The sequence below is a fragment of the Vibrio pectenicida genome, from assembly GCA_024347015.1.
Classification (GTDB): domain Bacteria; phylum Pseudomonadota; class Gammaproteobacteria; order Enterobacterales; family Vibrionaceae; genus Vibrio; species Vibrio pectenicida.
Map to the genome: position 1 here is coordinate 2,298,179 of AP024889.1, position 19,280 is coordinate 2,317,458.

Annotated in this window: 14 protein-coding genes; 3 read left to right on the plus strand and 11 right to left on the minus strand. The window is 41.0% G+C overall.

Features of this window, described 5'->3' with window-relative positions; genetic code table 11:
- Positions 1 to 14 precede the first annotated feature (14 nt).
- Both OCV27_RS10550 and glyA read right to left on the minus strand, forming a co-directional pair.
- Complete coding sequence (locus OCV27_RS10550) at positions 15 to 1,265, minus strand: sarcosine oxidase subunit beta family protein (RefSeq protein ID WP_337969063.1); 1,251 nt, start codon at positions 1,263 to 1,265, stop codon at positions 15 to 17.
- A gap of 93 nt (positions 1,266 to 1,358) precedes the next feature.
- Entirely contained in the window at positions 1,359 to 2,612 is a 1,254-nt protein-coding gene (gene glyA / locus OCV27_RS10555) for a serine hydroxymethyltransferase (protein WP_420919465.1), read from the minus strand.
- Positions 2,613 to 2,817: 205 nt separating this feature from the next.
- On the opposite strand from glyA, the gene OCV27_RS10560 reads away from it, so the two are divergent.
- Complete coding sequence (locus OCV27_RS10560; RefSeq protein WP_337969064.1) at positions 2,818 to 3,882, plus strand: GlxA family transcriptional regulator; 1,065 nt, start codon at positions 2,818 to 2,820, stop codon at positions 3,880 to 3,882.
- Positions 3,883 to 4,545: 663 nt separating this feature from the next.
- A complete protein-coding gene (gene folD, locus OCV27_RS10565; RefSeq protein ID WP_337969065.1) occupies positions 4,546 to 5,409 on the plus strand; it encodes a bifunctional methylenetetrahydrofolate dehydrogenase/methenyltetrahydrofolate cyclohydrolase FolD in 864 nt (287 codons plus the stop codon).
- 367 nt (positions 5,410 to 5,776) lie between these two features.
- On the opposite strand, the gene OCV27_RS10570 is transcribed toward folD, so the two are convergent.
- The 8 genes from OCV27_RS10570 to OCV27_RS10605 all read right to left on the minus strand — a co-directional run bounded on the left by OCV27_RS10570 (position 5,777) and on the right by OCV27_RS10605 (position 17,492).
- Positions 5,777 to 7,084 carry a poly(ADP-ribose) polymerase family protein gene (locus tag OCV27_RS10570; RefSeq protein ID WP_337969066.1) on the minus strand — a complete coding sequence of 436 codons (1,308 nt, stop codon included), beginning with the start codon at positions 7,082 to 7,084 and terminating at the stop codon, positions 5,777 to 5,779.
- A gap of 455 nt (positions 7,085 to 7,539) precedes the next feature.
- The gene (locus tag OCV27_RS10575) at positions 7,540 to 11,313 is read right to left on the minus strand and encodes an nSTAND3 domain-containing NTPase (RefSeq protein ID WP_337969067.1); all 3,774 of its coding nucleotides are present in this window, start codon (positions 11,311 to 11,313) and stop codon (positions 7,540 to 7,542) included.
- Between the two features lie 594 nt (positions 11,314 to 11,907).
- Positions 11,908 to 12,507, minus strand: a complete 600-nt coding sequence (gene recR, locus OCV27_RS10580; protein ID WP_125320303.1) for a recombination mediator RecR — start codon at positions 12,505 to 12,507, stop codon at positions 11,908 to 11,910.
- Positions 12,508 to 12,523: 16 nt separating this feature from the next.
- On the minus strand, positions 12,524 to 12,853 hold the full coding sequence (locus tag OCV27_RS10585; RefSeq protein ID WP_125320304.1) for a YbaB/EbfC family nucleoid-associated protein: 330 nt from the start codon (positions 12,851 to 12,853) through the stop codon (positions 12,524 to 12,526).
- A 71-nt stretch (positions 12,854 to 12,924) separates the two neighbouring features.
- Complete coding sequence (dnaX, locus tag OCV27_RS10590; protein WP_125320305.1) at positions 12,925 to 14,973, minus strand: DNA polymerase III subunit gamma/tau; 2,049 nt, start codon at positions 14,971 to 14,973, stop codon at positions 12,925 to 12,927.
- A gap of 12 nt (positions 14,974 to 14,985) precedes the next feature.
- Positions 14,986 to 15,531, minus strand: a complete 546-nt coding sequence (gene apt, locus OCV27_RS10595; RefSeq protein WP_125320306.1) for an adenine phosphoribosyltransferase — start codon at positions 15,529 to 15,531, stop codon at positions 14,986 to 14,988.
- A 162-nt stretch (positions 15,532 to 15,693) separates the two neighbouring features.
- Complete coding sequence (locus OCV27_RS10600) at positions 15,694 to 16,059, minus strand: YbaN family protein (protein WP_125320307.1); 366 nt, start codon at positions 16,057 to 16,059, stop codon at positions 15,694 to 15,696.
- Between the two features lie 332 nt (positions 16,060 to 16,391).
- A complete protein-coding gene (locus OCV27_RS10605; protein WP_125320309.1) occupies positions 16,392 to 17,492 on the minus strand; it encodes a response regulator in 1,101 nt (366 codons plus the stop codon).
- Between the two features lie 245 nt (positions 17,493 to 17,737).
- Between OCV27_RS10605 and OCV27_RS10610 the strand changes: the two genes are divergently transcribed.
- Positions 17,738 to 18,613, plus strand: a complete 876-nt coding sequence (locus OCV27_RS10610) for a LysR family transcriptional regulator (RefSeq protein WP_125320310.1) — start codon at positions 17,738 to 17,740, stop codon at positions 18,611 to 18,613.
- Between the two features lie 74 nt (positions 18,614 to 18,687).
- Here the strand turns inward: OCV27_RS10610 and OCV27_RS10615 are convergent, their stop codons facing one another.
- Positions 18,688 to 19,236: an NAD(P)H nitroreductase gene (locus OCV27_RS10615; RefSeq protein ID WP_125320311.1), complete on the minus strand. Its 549-nt coding sequence runs from the start codon at positions 19,234 to 19,236 to the stop codon at positions 18,688 to 18,690.
- Positions 19,237 to 19,280 lie beyond the last annotated feature (44 nt).

The following is a 19,280-nucleotide window of genomic DNA, read 5'->3' on the forward strand; positions in this document are numbered from 1 at the left end:
TTTTTCTCCCTGAACTAGTGCGCAACGCCAGCTGCGCCGTGCTCATCAATTAAATGCCCCGTAACAAATCGATTAAGGTTAAAAGCTTCAGCCAAAGGGTGTGGATGATTTTTGGCAATGGTGTGCGCAAATACATGACCAGATCCTGGTGTTGCTTTAAAGCCTCCTGTTCCCCAGCCACAATTAAAATACAAACCTTTAATATGGGTTTTACTGATGATTGGGCAAGCATCAGGCGTGGTATCAACAATGCCTCCCCAGTGGCGATTGAGCCTGACTCGGCTAACAATGGGAAACATCTCGATAATTGCCGCTATGGTGTGCTCTATGACAGAAAAAGAACCTCTTTGCCCATATCCTAAATAACCATCAATACCAGCACCGATCACTAGGTCACCTTTATCAGATTGGCTCATATAACCATGAACATGGTTAGACATCACTACGGTATCTAAACAAGGTTTTAAAGGCTCAGATACCATAGCTTGAAGAGGATGAGATTCTAGAGGTAACGTCATCTTAACCATTTTCGCTAATTCACCAGAATTACCTGATGCCACACAAGCTACTTTTCCAGCACTAATAAAGCCCTTCTTAGTTTCAACTCCTACCACTGCGCCATTTTCTACTCGAATACCTGTCACTTCGTTCTGTTGAATCAGATCGACACCTAACCTATCCGCAGCCCGCGCATATCCCCAAGCCACTGCATCATGACGGGCAGTTCCCCCACGTTTTTGCCAACTTGCTCCTAATACTGGGTATCTTGCATTGGGTGAACAATTGAGTATTGGGGCCAATTCTTGTACTTCTTCGGTAGTCAGCACCTCGCTATCTATGCCATTAAGTCGGTTGGCATTAACCCGTCTTTCGATGTCTCTCATATCTTGTAATGTGTGACCAAGGTTTAATACACCTCTTTGGCTAAACATAAGGTTATAGTTGAGCTCTTGAGACAGACCTTCCCACAATTTCATCGAGTGCTCGTAGAGATGAGCAGCCTCATCCCACAAATAATTAGAGCGAACAATTGTGGTATTTCTCGCGGTATTTCCACCACCTAAATAGCCCTTTTCTATCACTGCGATATTGGTTAAGCCATGCTGCTTAGCAAGATAGTAAGCCGTGGCTAAGCCATGACCACCACCACCGATGATGACAACATCATAATGTTTTTTTGGTATTGGATTTCGCCAAACTCGTTGCCAGTTCTCATGGTAAGTTAAGGCATGCTTAAATAGTCCAAAACCTGAGTAATCCTTCATTGTTTACCTTCCATAAAACGTTAAAATCTAATCGTCTTGTAAAGGACGCATCGGTTAGGGTGTTGTTCTTTCTTGAGCGCCCTCGGATTGGTGTTACCGATAAACCGGGAATTTGGCGCATAAAGAAGCCACTTTTTCTTGCACCTTCTTAATCAAATCCTCGTTGCCCAGATCATCTAAAATGTCACAAATCCAATCAGTTAGTATGGCCGCCTCGGTTTCTTTAAATCCTCTTGAAGTAATGGCTGGCGTACCAATACGCAGCCCACTTGTCACAAACGGAGATCTTGGATCATTAGGTACCGCATTTTTATTGACTGTGATATGCGCTTTACCCAGTGCAAAGTCGGCATCTTTTCCTGTGATCCCTTGTTCAATAAGGCTGACTAGAAACAAATGATTATCTGTCCCACCAGAAACCACATCATAACCGCGCTCAATAAACCCTTTTGCCATTACTTGCGCGTTCTTCACAACCTGAGCTTGATACTCAGAAAACTCAGGTAATAAAGCCTCTTTAAACGCCACTGCTTTTGCTGCAATCACATGCATCAGAGGTCCGCCTTGCCCAGCAGGGAAGACAGCTGAGTCTAATTTTTTTTCTAGTTCTTGATTGCTTTTAGCTAAAATAAGGCCACCACGCGGCCCTCTCAGCGTCTTGTGGGTCGTGGTAGTGACCACATCAGCATAAGGAAGGGGGTTAGGATAATGGCCTGAAGCGACTAACCCAGCTACGTGCGCCATATCGACAAATAAGTAGGCATTAACCGAATCAGCAATCTCTCTAAATCGTTGCCAATCAACAATACGCGAGTATGCAGAAAAGCCTGCAATGATCATTTTGGGTTGATGCTGTTTGGCTAACTCTGCAACTTGGTCGTAATCGATTTCACCTGTTCCATTTTTCAAGCCATACTGGACAGAGTGGTAGATTTTGCCTGAAAAACTCACCTTAGCTCCATGGGTGAGATGCCCTCCATGCGCGAGACTCATTCCCAAAACCGTATCACCAGGATTAAGCAAAGCCATAAATACAGCAGCATTGGCTTGCGATCCGGAATGAGGTTGAACATTAGCGTAGTCGGCATCAAACAAGCTTTTTGCACGAGAAATAGCCAAACACTCGATGGTATCAACATGCTCACAACCACCGTAGTATCGTTTACTTGGGTAACCTTCTGCATACTTATTGGTCAGCTGTGTACCCTGCGCTTGCATTACTCTTTTACTGGTATAGTTTTCAGAAGCAATTAACTCTATATGTTCTTGTTGGCGGGTATCTTCACTGTTAATAGCACTAAGCAATTCATCATCAAACCCTTCAATGGTGTCATTTTGGTAGAACACACGTCTCTCCTTGCGCACATTAATGTAACAATAGTGTTAACAAAATATCCTGCATCCCTGTTCTATGACCGACTGCGTGCGTCAAGAACTGTTGCTTTTGCGACAAATCACCGAATCATTGCGTTAGATATTGAAAATAATGTGATGTGAGTAATAAATTTATATTGATAATACTTGTAACAAGTCGCTTACCTGAGACACTGCCATGGCACTCAAACCTCAAGGCATGGTGATGAAAATAATAAGAAAATTCTCAGCTCCAATGAGAGATACCAACCAATGTTTTATCGCGAAAGAAAAAACCACATGTAAACAAACCTCGGTGCTATTCGTTGTGCTTGAGCATTTTTCCCTAATGTCATTTACTTGTGCGGTCGATTGTTTAGTGACGTCAAACTTGGTGGAAGGTTCGACGCGATTTACCTTTGCTACGGTTGGATTAGGCAATGGCGAGGTGCTCAGCGATCTTGGTATTGGCCTTACGCCTGATCACTCCTTAGACGAAGTAAAGGCATTACAAGAGTTCGATGCTGTGATCGTTTGCGGAGGCTATCGAACAAGCCTGAATGAAAATTCTCAGTTGTCAAAGCTGATTGCATTAAGTGGTAAATGCAGAACAATTCTGGGTGGGATTTGGAATGGGGCTATTTTTCTCGCCCATGCAGGCGTTCTTGATGGGAACCAATATGCCCTTCATCCAGACAATCATGCCTATGCAAAAGAAAGGTTTCCTCGTAGCGTTTTATCCTCAAGCTCCTATGTTGGACATGAAAACATCTTCACTTCTTCTGGAGCAAGTAGCACTCTCGATATGATGTTAGCGCTAGTACAAAAAATCACGAGTCTACCCAATTCTAATGCGGTGCGAGAAATCCTTTCTTGTGACCGTTCAATTCCAAAAAATTCAACGCCGCAACTTCACACTTATTTGCCCGACTCTGCGCCAACGATTGTCAAAGAAGCCAATCTATTAATGGTCAGTAATCTTGACGAGCCACTCTATGTCGAAGACATAGCTCGTTACCTCAAAATATCGCGCAGAAAGTTAGAACGACTATTTAAGACGCATATACAAGCTTCACCTTCTAAGTACTATTTAGAACTGAGGTTAACTTATGCAAGGCAATTATTGCTCCAATCTGAGGATTCAATCTCAGCCATTGCGGCATCGACAGGCTTTTGTTCAACAACCCATTTTAGTCGATGTTTTAAAGAGTTTTTTTCCGTATCGCCGACAGCAATGAGAAGCCAAGCAGTACTAATTAAATAGTTGTGCTAGACCAAGTATAAAATAGAAAGTTGAAGGCAATTTGTAACGGATTGACAGTTAGAAGTTTTTGAATCCTGCGCTTACTTTTTATAACGCCCAGAACGATAAAACCCTAACACCAAATGATGCTAGGGTTTTAATAGAATATGGCGCGCCCTGTAGGATTCGAACCTACGACCACATCCTTCATCACACTATAGCTTTCGCTACCACCTCTAAAAGGCTTTGTGCGCTGGACTATCCCTTTACCATAGCTATAAAAGCTTTAGGTAGACGCCGTCTAGTCTCTACACCTTCCCAATATTACTGGGCTTGGCTCGGGATTGCCAACTTGCTAAAGTAAGGTTTCCCCGAATTTGACGTCTTACACTCTTATCGTTTCCAAAAAGAGGCCCAACCTGAATGCTAGTAAAAACTAGCCAATTAGAAGGGACGTGCTCTATCCAGCTGAGCTAAGGGCGCGTTACAGGGAAAGGATTATACGAGTTCAGCACTTGAACACAAGACTTTTTCATAACATTATGAACTGAGTGACTAAAAAAAACTCACCAAGCGTAATTTTGGTTAAAAACATCCCAAGGCAAACGTTTGCCTATGGATGTTCGTTGGATAATTTGCGACAATGCGTCCAGTAAAATAGCCATTCTGTTTTAAAGGAACATCATGACCGCTCAAAATATTGATGGAACTCTTATTTCTCAAACTGTTCGTTCAGAAGTTGCTGCGCGCGTAAAAGCACGCATCAATGCAGGCTTAAGAGCGCCTGGCCTAGCTGTTGTATTGGTTGGCGAAGATCCAGCCTCACAAGTTTACGTAGGCAGTAAACGCCGTGCTTGTGAAGAGGTTGGATTTGTCTCAAAGTCATTTGACCTTCCTGCAACAGCAACAGAGCAAGAACTACTGACTTTAGTCGATGAACTCAACAGTGATGATGAAATTGACGGCATTCTTGTCCAACTGCCTTTACCAGCAGGTATAGATGCCACTCAAATTCTTGAGCGTATCCATCCTGAAAAAGATGTCGATGGATTTCATCCATACAATGTTGGTCGCCTAGCTCAGCGTATTCCTAAATTACGTTCTTGTACACCAAAAGGGATTATCACGCTACTTGATCGCTATAACATTAATTTACGTGGTCTACACGCGGTTGTTGTTGGAGCATCTAATATTGTTGGCCGCCCAATGACACTAGAGTTACTGCTTGCAGGTTGTACTACAACAACTTGTCATCGATTTACCAAAGATCTTGAAAGCCATGTTCGACAAGCCGATGTCGTTGTTGTCGCTGTAGGTAAGCCGAATTTCATTCCAGGCCAATGGATTAGAGAAGGTGCCGTAGTAATTGATGTGGGTATCAATCGCCTAAACTCTGGCAAATTAATTGGCGACGTGGATTACGACAACGCCAAAGAGCGAGCCAGCTTTATTACACCAGTTCCAGGAGGTGTGGGCCCTATGACAGTTGCCAGCTTGATAGAAAATACCATGCTTGCCTGTGAGCAGTTCCACACCAAGAAAAAGTGAATCGAAAACGAATTAATACAGATCGTTTAAGAAGATTAGAAGCTTGCTGCGATTAACTGAAAAACCCCATCAACAAAGTTAATGGGGTTTTTATGCTTGAACAAAAAATAGCAATGAAGAATGACACTATTGAGAACTGTTCTGCTCAAGTTAAACTGTACGGACAATCTCAACGTTTAACAAAACTGTCTGTGCTCAGTCTCCAATAGCCGGCAGCGTCAATGTCTAACTCTTGCTATATATTTATGATTGTAAACGACATTATCTACTATCGATGGTTGCAGCATCAGAGAGCACTGGCATAGGCAACTTGCTTTTCTTTCTCCAACGCTTCGAGATTAACAAATGCTTTAAAAGGGTATGTTGTTTAATAATCCTGATAAGCCCCGCTTTCTACCATCGCGGTCTGGAGCATTTTGTGCAGACGCGAGCCTGGTTTGAGTGGATTACCATACTGACTGGCTAATACACTATTTTTGGTCGAGACAGACATATAGTAATTTACCGCTGTCACCAGTTTGTCGGATTCTCTGCGTGTTACTAAGTTTTTCAGTGTTCTAACAGCATGCTTGGATTGGCTGCTTTGTCGAAACTTAGTTGCGCCATCGTATTTAGCTAATGTACCAGAAATGAGGTTGATAAAATAATTGTTGTCAGAAACGTTATCTTCACCAATCACATAGTCAAAGATAATCTCAGTATAAGCTTGGCTCGCACCTGTGATCATAAACTCGTTATTGCCGCTGGAAATATTCCAGAAGTTGTTGTTGGTACCTCTGGAAATAACCGAATCATAACCCAGTTTTTGGGCGTGTTCTGAGCTCACTTTTTTAAAGTCGCTCCTTGCAGACGTGAATGGAATTACTGCATGGATAAGATGAGGAAAGAGCTTTGAGTGCCCTAGGCAGACTCTGGAGATTAACGCTGTTTTACTGAATTTTCGACCTGCGCTATCTCTGCAAAAGCAACGATAGTCGCCACACTGTGGGCAGGTCGAGTAGGTCATAATCTTAGAAAAATTATCTGAGAAATACGCCCCTTGGCCAAGCATCCCATAGCAGCCTGTTTTCGCATTTTTCTTGCCTAGGTCGGGCCTGAATCCCCCACCTGCAATCAAATCTCCAATATAAGGAGAGGTGCCGTGAAAGAGCATTAACTCCCCATTTCTTCGGTTAAGCACTGGCGCACAGAAGTCTGTATATTCTGTGTCATTTTGAAATTTAGACTGGAACTTAGTTGCCCCAACTTTGTTAGCTGAGTTTTCGCCGAGGGAGTAATTGGTATTGATAAACGATTTATATGTCGCTAACAACTCTTTGTTGTAGATGATTTTCAAAGAACGAATCGAGATATTTGCCGACTCTGGAGGCTTAACATCGCCTTTTCCTTCTTTCATTCTCCGAGTCATTCTCGAAACGATAATTTCACTATTTTGAGGGTTATTTTTCATCTCATAGGCATAGTGCATACGAGCGTTTTCGGCCGTGGGTGAAACGACCTTCCTAGCTGAGATGTTTTCGTTAACAAAGTCTTCAACGTGTTTTAGAAAGGGGTGACCATTTGTCAGTTCTAGATAAATATATTTGCCACTTTTTGGCGATTTCCACGAAGTTTTAATCTCGCCCCAGTAATTTGGGAGATCTGAGCTTAGATATTTGGTGTAATCGGTAATCATATTATTCCTATCTAGAACTTTACATTAGTCGGTACCTTTTAGGGTTTTTGTCGCAAAAATAGTTAAAGATGCGGCAGAACCCTTCTTCTCGCACAGAACTCTAGATTGTCCACTACCCATAGAGTAAAGCATATTTTCTTCTATTTAGTACTTACTGACGAATGTGCAACAACTTTTTAATTGATTTCATGTTTCTCTGTAACTTTTCAAGTCTTAGTCATTTTATAGATAATTTTCCATTTCATCACTTTTTCAGTAGATACATCTCTATATCAAATTTAAATAGCAAAATATTTTTAAAGGGGAATGTCTGCTCAGTGTCACTACTAAGTTACGAAGTACGAAGGTTTTGGACAATTCCACGTTACGATTTCTGATGAATGTCGGACGTTCGGATAAATTTTTCTAGGGCGAAAAGGAAGAGCTGGCCCCGAGTATTCTTACTACATATCAAGCTATCTGCTTTCCATATAATCTCTCTTCTTTTCATATTCAATAGATTTCAATTTACTCTCAATTTGTTTCTCCACATAGAATTTATGCTCAAGAAACTGAATGGAGTTAAAAAGTGGCAGCAAACTTTCAAGAAAATTCCTCTCTCGCTCCAAGATGGGAACTCGACTTCCCGACCACGTCCGAGTAGTTAGTTCGTAATCTAGCGTTTGAAAGTCCTCAAATTTAGCATTTTCATTAAGAAATAGACCTAACAGTTCCCGCCTGAATTCTTCACTAAGATATTGTGCAGATTGAAATAAAAAACGCGTAAATTTGATATCCGAAGCATTTTTCTTGACGGCATTGCGGAAAAAATTATGTTTTTTCTGATTTATATCTTCCGATTCAGTTTTCCCTTTTTCTTTAGTGAATAATTTACTAAAAATATTTTCGCTATACCTGAAAGAGTGTTCATCTTTACTCTGGAGATATCTCGCGTATTCTTCAACTTCTTCGATGTAGCCCTCTCTTTCCCACAAAAACTTTAACTCTGGCATATCTGTGTGTAAATCAGGCCATCTTTCATTTTCATATATTTGATCGATCAATTTATATAAAAACTCAAACCGTCTATCTAAAAGAAGTTTTAAAGCGTCGCCAGAATAATCGCAGTAACGCTCTAGACTGAAGGCGGCTAGGTATGCATCAAAAATCAGTTCCTCATCTGGCTCAAATACTTCAAACCAGTTGCCAAATATGCTGGAGTGACTACTAAATAGGTATCTTAGTGATCTTGCATAGTTAGCATCTTCATGGGATTTATCAGTTAGAATTCTGACTACTTTGCTATAAATAGCATCGTCAATGCCCTTATACTTATCCAAGTAATCTAGCCAACCACGCAGCAATTCGTTACTTGGCGTATTGCTAATGTGCTCTATTAATAAGCGAGCGTCATCATCGGCAATGGACTCCTCTGGCAATGATGCAAAATAAGTAGATAGCCATAACTTCTTCCACCGATATTCTTTGCTATTTAACAGCGAAAAAACGTCACTACTAGATTGAGACTTAAACAGGTCTGTAACTAAGAAATGAGGATTTACTTCAAAATAGTCATCATAATCCATATACCTCAATACAATTTCAGGAAAGAGGTCGGGCACTGACTCAGCCATAGCGTGAAAACTCATTTCGATTCCGTGTTTTAATGAGTAATCCCTATCTCTACCCGACAGGGCATTATTCAATTCTTTACACCTATCCATGAAGTCAATGAAATCTGTTATCGAAATTCCTGCAAAATGCTCAACTAAATTCTGATGACAGTATTGATTGTATTCCTCATACCCCATTTCAAGCATGCGCCGCTCATGCCTGTCTTCAAGAAGTAAGTGTGAAAGTTTAAGCGTTTCATTAAAGAATTCTTCTTTCCACTCCTTTGGATAGTCCAACTCCAAAGATTTAAGGTGCTCACAATAGTCTTGCATCATCATGCAGTGAGACAAATTATCCTTATCTAACTTTTTAACAAAATATCGTTCAAAAAGAGGAAGGTCAGCATAAGCCATATCCGCTCCCTCATATCTTGCTCTGCCTACGTACTCACTAATTACATCAATAACGAAAGGTTGCAACTCATCTTTATCCATTAAAAAAGATAGGTTTGAGATAATCTTATCTCTTAAAGCGAATAGGTATTCATCAGGAGATAGCCTAAAAGTTATTATGCTTATTGCATCACCGCGAGACCATTGATGCTCTCTGTGCTCAACTTTTAGCAGATAACTAGCCGTTAAAATAAAAAGTCGACTGAATAAGTAGTTTTCCCCTTTATCCAGTTGCTCTATCAATTTATCTACAATGAACGATTGTACATAATAGCCGTATCGACAATCATTAGGCTTAAAATTGTAATGTTTAGACAGCACTCGTATTACAAAGCCAAGGGCCGCCTTACTTTTAGCAAGATATTTAAGCAGCAATTCAAAGGACATTTTAAATTCTTGCTCATTATAATACCTAAAACTTGTTAACAAACTGATTAAAGATGATTTATCTGCCTCGTTCTCAGCCTCCTCATAATTTTCACATTTCCAGTCAATATAAACGTCCGGCATTCCGCTAATAACCTTTGATGAAAAAACCAAAGCCTCTGTTGGCAGGGCAAGCCAAAAAGTGCTCAAAAACTCTATCGATTTATCGACACTCTCGCTTTCAGAATACCTTTCAAATATATCTTTAACCTCACTCCTAATGCCAGCAACAATTTTCCTTTGGTCAAAAGCACTAATGATAGGGTTTAGTGAATCAACAATAGTTCTTGTATAATCGGGATAAAAATCTTTAACTATCAATGAGAATGGTATTATCTTCTTTTCAAATACGGTTATATAAAAAAGATAAGTAGATAGAACTTGATCAGATATCTTCACTACTTCGCTTTCATACAAATCGACTATTTCGTTTTTATGTAAGATATCAACAATTTCCCAGAATTCCTCAGCCTGTATGCCGAAGGAATTTTCCACCATACCCATTTGCTGTTCATTAAGTTTGTCAATTTTTCTAAAGAAAGAAATAGCGCAAGCCGCAACAACCAAACGCTCATCGTCAAGCACAAGTTTTACATTCTCGTTCTCCCCAAAGTAATCGCTATATAAGGAAGTAACATTTTGGATAGACTGTATTTGATTTGTTTCTATAGCAACTTTTGATGCCATTACAGCCAGTCGTGGATTACCGCAGGATATTTCTTGTATTCTTTTTTGGTACTCCCCATTTTTAATTCCAAATAATGTTTCAGACAACTCTTTAATCTGCTCATCAGTCAACGGAGTAATGACTTGCTCATGAAGTTTTGTATATTTACTAACCTTTTCTAGAACGGATTCTCGTGCATAATCTCGTACTGTAGCGATAATTCGAAAAGTCCGGCTTTCATCTTTTTCATTTAGATAGTGAAGTATGTAATCAAGTCGATTGTCTAGTCTATTTGCATCGTCGACAAAAATAAGATAATCCCCTGATTCGCTAAAGCATGCGGTTATATCCCTTATTAAGTCTGCACCTTTATCAAAAAGACAAACAACATTTGTATTTTTGTTTTCTTGATGGACTTGTTTTGCCAAATTTACTGAAAATAATGTTTTTCCTAACCCGGCTGCACCTGATACAAGTAGAAAATTATAAGAATTCAGAGTGCTGACTGCATTACTTAGCAAGTCATCACAGAATAATAACTCATTGTCGATAGGCGTTGTAAAATTGCTTCTATCATATCTTTCAATAAAATCATCAATACTCAACAACTGACCAGTATCTAATGATAAATCTAAATACTCTTCTGATAGAACTGGGTAAGAGTTTTTAATGCTCAAAGAAATTGAATCAAGACCATTAAGAGTCAACATTACTCCTCTTTCGTAGCAAAAGGTTCTGAGTTCGTTGATTTCTTCCGTAGTAAGTTTACCCAAATAACATATGATTATTTCACTGATTTCATCTATAGGAATGCTTGTTTTATTTTCATCAAAGCACTTTTCAATGTCATCTTTTAGTTTATTGGCTAGACGCTCCTCTTGAACGGTATATTCCGAAAAAATATACTTTCCATTCTTCTGCATAAGCAGACAGTCTGGCGTACCTTTAACAACTCGGTCAGTTGTATTCATCATTCCAATAGGGTTTATATTTTCATACCCCTTTCTATACAGCCAATCATCACAGAGTCTTTGAAATTTTCCGCCTTCCATTTCAAGCAACTTAGATTTTATTTGGTTTTGACTTCCCATAATCCCTCTGTGTGAACATAAATTCTAAAAATTAGGTAGCTGGTTCTAAATGCCCTATAACAGTGCGTTTCAGCAGACATTGTCTTTACAATATATTCAGAAAATAGAGACACAACACCAGCAACATACCGCTCTAGAGGTTTTATGCTTCCTTCCACTCACAAACTGACGAACACATCTGCATAGCTATAAATTATCAACTAGGTTCATAATCTGCCATTAAGAAAAGTAGGTCAAGAGATGACTTAGGAAATTGGTCAGGAATTGAATGCCGGATGATTTTGGGGCATAAATAAATTACAATATTATGTAACCTCTGATTAAACCTTGAGTCGAAATGTGACTGATTATATTCTGATTAATCAAACCAATAGATACACCATTGCGTTGACTAGCACTAAGCTACTTGTGGCACTCTACCGCCAAAATTTAAACAAATTCAAGAGAGCATCAGTCACTCTGTTTGCCCAAATAAAAGAAGGACCGAACGTTTCGACGTTCAGTCCTTTATGTCACAGCTCAAATTTATTTTGGGATAATGGACATTGCTTATCCAAACGGCATTAACTCAAACGAGTGGCTTTTTCCTATCAACTATATCTTTTGTCGGCCGAGTAACGAGTGAGAAAGCGTTGTACCATCAACAAATTCAAGCTCACCCCCAACGGGTACACCATGGGCAATTCGACTTGCTTGAACCTTATGCTCACGGCAGAGTTCTGCAATATAGTGCGCTGTGGCTTCTCCCTCAACAGTCGGATTAGTCGCCAAAATCACTTCTGTCACATCCCCTCTGCGTAGCCTGTAATCAAGAACATCAAGACCAATATCACTTGGCCCAATACCATCTAAAGGTGATAGATGCCCCATAAGTACAAAGTATCGACCTGAATATTGACCAGTTGATTCAACGGCAGCGATGTCTGCAGGGCTTTCAACCACACAAATTTGACCATTTTCTTGGCGCTTGGGGTTAGTACAGATATGACAAATTTCTTGTTCAGTAAAAGTACGGCATTCATTACAATGACCGATCTCTGTCATGGCTTGGCTTAATGAATCAGCCAGCTGTAATCCGCCTTTTCTATCGCGCTGTAGCAAATGAAAGACCATACGCTGAGCTGACTTGGGACCAACCCCAGGTAGGCAACGTAGGGCCTCCATCAATTGCTCCAGCATATGACTGGTGCGCATTTGCTAACTCTACTTATTAGAAGGGCATTTTCATGCCTGGTGGAAGTTGCATTCCGCCTGTTACTGAATCCATCTTTTCTTTTTGAGTCTCTTCTACGCGGCGAGCGGCGTCATTAAATGCAGCAGCAATAAGATCTTCCAGCATCTCTTTGTCGTCTTCCATTAGGCTTTCGTCAATCTCGACTCTGCGCACGCTGTGACTTCCTGTAATAGTCACTTTAACTAAACCCGCACCTGACTCACCAGTCACTTCCATAGTAGCAATTTCTTCTTGAAGCTTTTGCATACGCTCTTGCATCTGCTGGGCTTGCTTCATTAAGTTACCCATTCCGCCTTTACCAAACATGCTCTTCTCTCTGGTTATCTAGCTAATTTCGTTAATAGATGAGGTCAAAGTATCTTTTTTCAACCCCAGATTTAAATCGGTCTGACACTATCACTGTCCAATTGAGCACCAAATCGATGTTCGATAAACTGGACATTAGCATCATTTTTCAGGCTGAAAAAAGCCTGCTGTAACTTGGTCTGGTAAAGTTTTTCTCGCAGTTCAAGCGGTGTTTCACCACACAGCCCAACCTCAACAGCCAAATCACATGTTTCACCAAGCACACCATTGATCGCGGTAATTAGTTCACTTCGTGCTCGCTCACTATTGAGATGAGCTTGCTCATGCCTGAGTGTGAGCATGATAGAACTACCTTGCCTCTCAAAATGTGAATTTAGTGCAAGTTGCTCGGTCATTTTTGCCACATCCAATTGTTCAATCAACTGTGCCCAGTGATTTTGCTGCAAACATTCTTGAGCTAACTTATTCACCATATCAGGTGTTTTTTCATGCTCTAGTGCTTTTTTGACCTGAGTTGGCGTTAGTACATTAGTCGGCTTTACTTGTTGCTTTTGTGGCAGTGTTGGACGCCACTGATAAGACTCATTTTTATCTACCTCAGGAGTTGCTATAGGCGTAGAATTAGACACTGGCGACACCTGCATAGTTCCAGAGTGCCGCTGAGCGACTCTATCAAGAACTGATGATGTTTGAGCAGATGGCGCATTAGTCTTTTTTGGCGTACTAGCCTGATTATCCCCTTTACGTTGAGATCGAAGTTGATGCCTAAGACCTCTCACTGATGGTGATGACGGCTGAGGTTGCTCTTGCGAAGTTATATTTACCTGTTCAATTTTACCCGCAGCAACCTCCATTTGGTTAAGCTCTAAGTCCGAGCTCAGTTCAGATTTAGGTTCTTGCGCCTGAAGGGCCGGCATAACTTCTGGAGGTGGTGAACTCTGCGGCGCCATTTGTGATGCCGGTGGAGATAATTCGGCTGATGGAGCTGGTTCTGGTTGAGAAACTTGGTTTAAAACCATGTTTGCTTGAGGCTGAGTGACCGGACGAAATGCCATCATGCGCAACATCACCATTTCAACGCCAATTTTCTCGGAGGGCGAAAATGGCAAATCTTGCCGGCCTTTCAACGCGATTTGGTAATAGAGCTGAATATCTTGTGGCGAAAGAGCTAGGCTTAGCAACTCAATTTTTTCTGCATCTGGCTGAGTTTTATCCAGAGTTTCTGGAAGTGCTTGATACATAGCCAGACGATGTAACTGAGTAGCGAGTTGGGAAAGTAAACCACCCCAATCAACCCCATTTTGAGCAAGAGCAGATAAACAGTCCATCGCTACCTTAGGTTGCTTAGAACTAATCGCTTCAAGTAAATGTAGCGCTTGATCAGTGTCAAGCGTTCCGAGCATATGGGCAACATTGTCAGTTAAAACCTGTCCATTACCGAGAGCTATTGCCTGATCGGTTAAACTTAGCGCATCACGCATACTGCCATCTGCAGCATGCGCAATCATCCCTAAAGCTCGATGCTCTGAAGAGACTTGTTCATGCTCAAGAATATAGTCTAACTGTTGATGTATGTTATCAACACTAATTGGTTTTAAATGAAATTGTAAGCAACGAGATAATATGGTGATAGGCAACTTCTGCGGATCTGTCGTTGCTAGAATAAATTTCACATATTCAGGCGGTTCTTCTAAGGTTTTAAGCAAAGCATTAAAGCTATGCCTTGAGAGCATGTGAACTTCATCGATAAGGTAAACCTTAAAACGTCCACGTGCAGGCTTATATTGCACATTATCAAGCAACTCTCGGGTATCTTCTACCTTGGTCCTTGATGCTGCGTCTATTTCTAACAGATCAACAAAACGGCCCTGATCAATTTCTTGGCAAGCATCGCAACGTCCACAGGGAGTCGAAGTGATGCCAGTTTCACAATTAAGCCCCTTGGCAAATAATCGGCCTATGGTCGTTTTTCCGACCCCGCGAGTGCCGCTAAACAAATAAGCGTGATGAAGCCGATTCTGAGCAAGAGCATTTCCCAATGCCGTCAAAACATGGCTTTGCCCCACAACTTGATCAAATTGTGTTGGTCGCCACTTTCGAGCTAAAGCAATATAACCCATGACTATTTCCAATTAATGACCATCGAATTCGCAAATGCTATACACATTGAGGCCCAATTTCTCAAGGCGTTTATCACCACCGATGTCTGGTAGATTGATAACAAATGCGGCATGTTCAACCACGCCGCCTAGTTGACGAATGAGCTGTGTAGTCGCTTCAATAGTCCCACCTGTTGCTAATAAATCGTCAACAACTAAAACCTTATCACCTTGTGATATAGCATCGGTATGTATTTCCAATGTATCGCTACCGTATTCAAGTTGGTAAGATTGAGAGACCGTTTGACGTGGTAGCTTACCCGGCTTACGTACCGGAATAAAACCAATACCAAGTTCTAAAGCTAATGGAGCACCAAATAAAAAACCTCGTGCTTCTGTCCCCACAACTTTGGTAAAGCCCATCCCTTGGTACTTTTCTAACAGCACTTGGATCGTCGCCTTATAAGCACTCGCATTTTCCATCAAACTAGTGACGTCACGAAATAAAATACCGGGCTTAGGATAATCTGGAATGCTTTTGATACTTGACTTGATAAGTGTGATTGTTTCAGTTGTCATAATTCATATCTTAGATTGGCTAAGCTTATTCTATACTAAAAAGTCTAATAATAAGCGTTAGTAAAGGTATTTCCTGCAAAAGTCATTTTAGAGTCAGCTAAAATGCCTGCGTTACACTACCAATACACGCCTACCAAAATAGCAGGCTACATTTATGCAATCTTAGTGATTTTCTTGCTTATCAGCAAGGCGATCTATTACGGGTAATCGAATAAACCAAGTCAATAACGTCATTAACATCACCAGCAAGACAACCTTTAACCAGACTTGAGAAACAATCCAAATAGAGAAACAAAAGCTCGCAATCATACAAAGTGCACCACGAGTTTTGACTTTACTGGTAATAGCGCGATGCTGATGCCAATTATCAAGAATAGGGCCGAATGTTTTGTGCTGATGCAACCAGAAATGAAACTTTGGGCTACTGCGCATAAAACAAGCGCTAGAGAGAAGAATAAATGGTGTGGTAGGGAGTAAAGGCAAAAATATCCCCAGAAACCCTAGTAGCAAACTTAGGACACCAACAATATTTAAACCTAATCTTCGAATATTGATGCTGCACTCCGGTTTGTTGAATTAGAAACCTGCATATCCATTTAAGACACGGATCCATGTAAGCGTTGCAGGAAGAGTAGGGATTAATAGTGCTGCAACAAACCCTAAAAAGTAAAGGATATTGTATGGTTCTTTAAAGTCTTTGTCTGCCATAGGATTACTTCTCTTATGTGGCTACATTATTTGTTATCAATCGTTACTATTTAGTTAACGAATTGGGTCGTTTTTGTGTTGGCGGACTATACCCTAATAACACAGCAATAAACACCGTGAAAACATAAGGTTATTAGGAGTACAGCCATAGGCTATGCACTCCCACCACGGAAAATATCTAAGCTAAAGCTACTCGACCCCAAGCAACTCAATGTTAATTGGCAAGCAGATTGGATTGGTAAATCAGGCGTTATAAAATTTTTGATACAATTTTCACCAAGTTTGGTTCCAGCCGCTATATGTTGAGAATAATACCCATTTGACCATTGAGCATCTAGGCCCGCAGGTAGCAATGATAATGTCCCTTCAGACACATCTGCGATACCAAACAAGGCTCTTACTGGGCTCGCGCATTCTGCGCACGCCAAGCCCTTTTCAAGCAAATCTGCTAAATCTTTCAGATCAGCGTTGAAGCTTTTTAAGTTACGCAGATAATCATGAAATAGCGCTCGAACCAATAAAGTCGTGGCAGCACCATGCTGCCCTTCACTGGCAGAATCAACAAGGTAAAAAGCAAACTGGCCATTCATAAGCCAAGCGTACTCATATACTAAGGGCATAACATCCGTCGATTGCAACAAACGATAGCTGCATTTCCAATCCCCTTGTGCAGTGTCTTTGTCGGGCAACAAAGCATGCAGCAAATCTTTTGCCGCAATGGGGTTATCTTGTAGGTATTCTAAATGCCAGTGTAATTCCTGCTCTTCAGGCATATCGCCGCTGTCTATTCTAAACCATTGACTTGCGAAATCACGCTGATCACATAAATGGTTATCAGAATCATCCAAAGTGTTTTCTATTGCACTCGCTAGGTGCCCTGGATTGGTTATGGGTTTGGGGAGAAAATCTTTGATACCAAAACGCAGCGCTTGCGCGACGTCAGCCATCTCATCAGTCGCAGACACAACAATTAAGGGCAGTGATGGGTATTCAAGGCTCACCTCTTCGACAAATTCTATACCATCTAAAACCGGCATAGAAAGGTCACAAAGGACAAGATCAGGTTCGTATTCTCTAAGTTTTTTTAGACCTTCTAGACCGTTTTCGGCTTCCACAACCTCATGGCCCTGCGCTTCAATAAACCCACCTGTGAGCTTGCGAAAAACAGGATCATCATCAACGATCATAATTAACTTTGACCCAGTAGTCACCTGGGGTGAGGGCGTTGTCGCCACTTCATAAGTTTTATGCATAAACCTTGGCCTCACACAACTATAACGTACAACTGTTAGTATTATTTTTGTAATTGTAAATTATTTCAAACACTCATTTAAAAGTAGCTGCGAAAGTGTATTTATACAAATCTTCCACTTTTCGCGCATGTTGAATACTATATGTAGCTAGAGTCAAAGTTTTTTAACCTCATTGATACAATTCACCCTTTGACATCTGATATATATGTAATTTAACCCAATTCGCAAAAAATGTGTCGGAAAAAATGAAATTAGACGATCTCAACCTATTTAGGCTCGTTGTTGAAAACGGAAGTTATACTGCAACATCTCGCAAGACTATGATTCCCGTCGCAACAATCACTCGACGCATACAAGCGTTGGAAGAAGCACTTAACCTTAGATTACTCAACCGTCATGCACGAAAGCTTTCTCTTACAGAAGCTGGCGAACGTTTCTACAATGAATGCTCTCCCCTTCTCAGCCGACTGACATTAGCCACAGAGGAAATCACCGACGAATGCCGAGGTGCGGCAGGAAAAATTCGCGTTTCCACTCCCTCCAACCTCACCAAACGAATGATGATGCCAATGCTCAGTGCCTTCATGACGAACTATCCAGATATCAATCTTGAGCTAACAACCAGTAATCACGCAGATCAACTTGATCCAACGGAGTGGGATGTTATTTTTCGTGTTGGCCCACAGCGAGATTCAAGCCTGATTGCACGTAAGATTGGTTCAGTAGAAGATATTTTAGTTGCTAGCCCTAAATACCTTGCCAGCAGCCCCGCACCAAAACATGCTGAAGATTTACACAATCATTCTCTTTTGAAGGGAGCACCATTATTAAAGTGGCAAATAACCAATGCTAGTGGTGAAACTGTCATTAATAATGATAAAGGCCGCTTTCAAGCCAATGCTCTAGACGTGGTTCGCAGTGCTTGCTCAGATGGTTTAGGTATTACCTTAATGCCAGATGTCATGCTTCAAGAGCATATAGAAGATGGAAGCCTAACACGTGTTTTAGAGGAGTGGAGCGCTAACCCCCGTGATGTCTACATGCTGTATAACCACAAAGATCACTTACCTGAAAAAGTACGATTATTGATAGATTTTGTTATTGCATACAATATTGATTGATTAGGGCATGTTTACCATTATGCGTGGTCTGAAAAACTAGCCCCAAAGCTTATCTTTAGGCTTTGGGGCTGCTATTACATATACTCAACGAACTTCTTTAAATCTCGTTCTGGCACCTTCATTGGAGTACACCCAGGTGTGCCAAGATAAAGGAAACCAATAATTTGATCATCACCTTCTAAGCCAAAAGCGCTACGAACACTTTGATCAAACATCCATTTTCCCGAACGCCAAAAACCTTGAAACCCCTGTGCAACCGCTGCCATCTGCATCGCTTGTACTGCACACCCTGCTGATAAATATTGTTCAAGAGCTGGTACTTTCTCATGAAGAGTTACCTTGGCAATGACAGTAATTACCATTGGGGCGCGAAATGGCGCGTTTCTCAGCTTCTCTACCACACTTTCTTCGCTTCTTTCTGCTTGTGCAGCAGAAACCAAAATATCGGACAATTTACTCAGGCCTTCTCCCTGAGAAATCACAAAACGCCAAGGGGTAAGACCAGCATGGTCTGGAGCTCGGAGTCCGGCTCGAATGATATTTTCAAGCACCTGCCCTTCAGGTGCAGGTTGAGATAATTTGGCAATAGAACGTCGATTAAGCAACAAATCTAAAGCATCCATTTGAAATCCCTAGTGAGTTTTTGATTTGAACCGATCATAACCTC

Bases quoted from the DNA above. Each gene is read 5' to 3' on its own strand.
- folD (WP_337969065.1), top strand. From the start codon at position 4,546: ATGACCGCTCAAAATATTGATGGAACTCTTATTTCTCAAACTGTTCGT.
- OCV27_RS10615 (WP_125320311.1), bottom strand. From the start codon at position 19,236: ATGGATGCTTTAGATTTGTTGCTTAATCGACGTTCTATTGCCAAATTA.
- recR (WP_125320303.1), bottom strand. From the start codon at position 12,507: ATGCGCACCAGTCATATGCTGGAGCAATTGATGGAGGCCCTACGTTGC.
- OCV27_RS10605 (WP_125320309.1), bottom strand. From the start codon at position 17,492: ATGCATAAAACTTATGAAGTGGCGACAACGCCCTCACCCCAGGTGACT.
- OCV27_RS10570 (WP_337969066.1), bottom strand. From the start codon at position 7,084: ATGATTACCGATTACACCAAATATCTAAGCTCAGATCTCCCAAATTAC.
- apt (WP_125320306.1), bottom strand. From the start codon at position 15,531: ATGACAACTGAAACAATCACACTTATCAAGTCAAGTATCAAAAGCATT.
- OCV27_RS10610 (WP_125320310.1), top strand. From the start codon at position 17,738: ATGAAATTAGACGATCTCAACCTATTTAGGCTCGTTGTTGAAAACGGA.
- OCV27_RS10550 (WP_337969063.1), bottom strand. From the start codon at position 1,265: ATGAAGGATTACTCAGGTTTTGGACTATTTAAGCATGCCTTAACTTAC.
- OCV27_RS10560 (WP_337969064.1), top strand. From the start codon at position 2,818: ATGGCACTCAAACCTCAAGGCATGGTGATGAAAATAATAAGAAAATTC.
- dnaX (WP_125320305.1), bottom strand. From the start codon at position 14,973: ATGGGTTATATTGCTTTAGCTCGAAAGTGGCGACCAACACAATTTGAT.
- OCV27_RS10585 (WP_125320304.1), bottom strand. From the start codon at position 12,853: ATGTTTGGTAAAGGCGGAATGGGTAACTTAATGAAGCAAGCCCAGCAG.
- OCV27_RS10575 (WP_337969067.1), bottom strand. From the start codon at position 11,313: ATGGGAAGTCAAAACCAAATAAAATCTAAGTTGCTTGAAATGGAAGGC.